1 pseudogene is annotated in these 1,411 nt (G+C 48.0%); it reads left to right on the top strand.

Features of this window, described 5'->3' with window-relative positions:
• Window positions 1-55 precede the first annotated feature (55 nt).
• Window positions 56-1,306 (top strand): annotated as a pseudogene (locus AB6E52_RS23025) (tryptophanase); the annotation flags it as partial.
• Between the last annotated feature and the right edge of the window lie 105 nt (window positions 1,307-1,411).

Raw genomic sequence — 1,411 nt, 5'->3', positions numbered from 1 at the left:
TGTGGATTTAGCACTATTAGATCATATTTGTTAACAAAGTGCGATCCCGCCCTGCAGTGGTAGCCGCAGTTACTACGCATTGTCGAATGCGGTTAAGGATATCTTCGGTTACGAGTTGACGATTCCAACACACCAAGGACGCGGTGCAGAGCAGATCTACATTCCGGTTCTTATTAAGAAGCGTGAAATGGAGAAAGGGCTCGATCGCAGCAAAATGGTCGCCTTGTCGAACTACTTCTTCGATACAACACAAGGCCACACCCAAGTGAATTGCTGTGTGGCGAAGAACGTTTATACCAAAGAAGCGTTCGATACCTCAGTGAACGCGGATTTCAAAGGCAACTTCGATGTGGTGAAGCTGGAAGAAGCGATCTTAGAAGCGGGCGCAGCCAATGTTCCCTACATTGTGAGCACCATTACTTGTAACTCTGCTGGTGGACAGCCAGTGTCTATCGCCAATCTAAAAGCCGTGTATGAAATCGCTCAGAAGTACGATATTCCTGTGATCATGGACTCGGCACGCTACGCAGAAAATGCCTACTTCATTCAACAACGTGAAGCGGGTTATCAGGATTGGACAATCGAACAGATCACGCGTGAGTCTTACAAATACGCGGATGGTTTAGCTATGTCTGCCAAGAAAGATGCCATGGTACAAATGGGCGGCTTGTTGTGCTTTAAAGACGACGCTTTCATGGATGTGTACACAGAGTGTCGAACCTTGTGTGTGGTGCAAGAGGGCTTCCCAACCTATGGTGGCTTAGAAGGTGGCGCGATGGAGCGTCTTGCGGTTGGCCTTTATGACGGCATGCGCCAAGATTGGTTAGAGTACCGTATTGGCCAGGTTCAATACCTTGTTGATGGCTTAGAAGCGAAGGGCATCGTGTGCCAGCAAGCAGGCGGTCATGCTGCGTTTGTCGATGCGGGTAAATTGCTGCCTCATATCCCGGCTGGTCAGTTTCCCGCACATGCTTTGGCGTGCGAACTCTATAAAGTCGCGGGTATCAGAGCGGTTGAGATTGGGTCTTTGCTGCAAGGACGCGACCCAGCAACAGGTGAACAACACCCATGTCCTGCTGAGTTGTTGCGCCTTACCATTCCTCGCGCGACCTACACACAAACACACATGGACTTCATTATCGAAGCATTCGAAAAAGTGAAAGAGAATGCAGGACAAGTGAAAGGGCTCGATTTTACCTACGAGACGCCGGTGTTAAGACACTTCACTGCGCGCTTGAAAGAGGTTGAAACCGTTGAAAAACAGACAGAAAAAAAGAATGAACAAACGCTCGAAGAAGCATTTTAAAATAAAAACATAAGCGAATAGTCACTAGAAACATAATCAAAGGCTCCCTCGGGCTGTCTCTTATACACAAATCCCTAAGCCACGCTTGGGGATTTTTTTTGAACT

The organism is Vibrio sp. 10N.247.311.13, assembly GCF_041467595.1.
Classification (GTDB): domain Bacteria; phylum Pseudomonadota; class Gammaproteobacteria; order Enterobacterales; family Vibrionaceae; genus Vibrio; species Vibrio crassostreae_C.
Note: the sequence above shows the minus strand (reverse complement) of the source record. Positions and strands in the feature narration are given on the sequence as shown.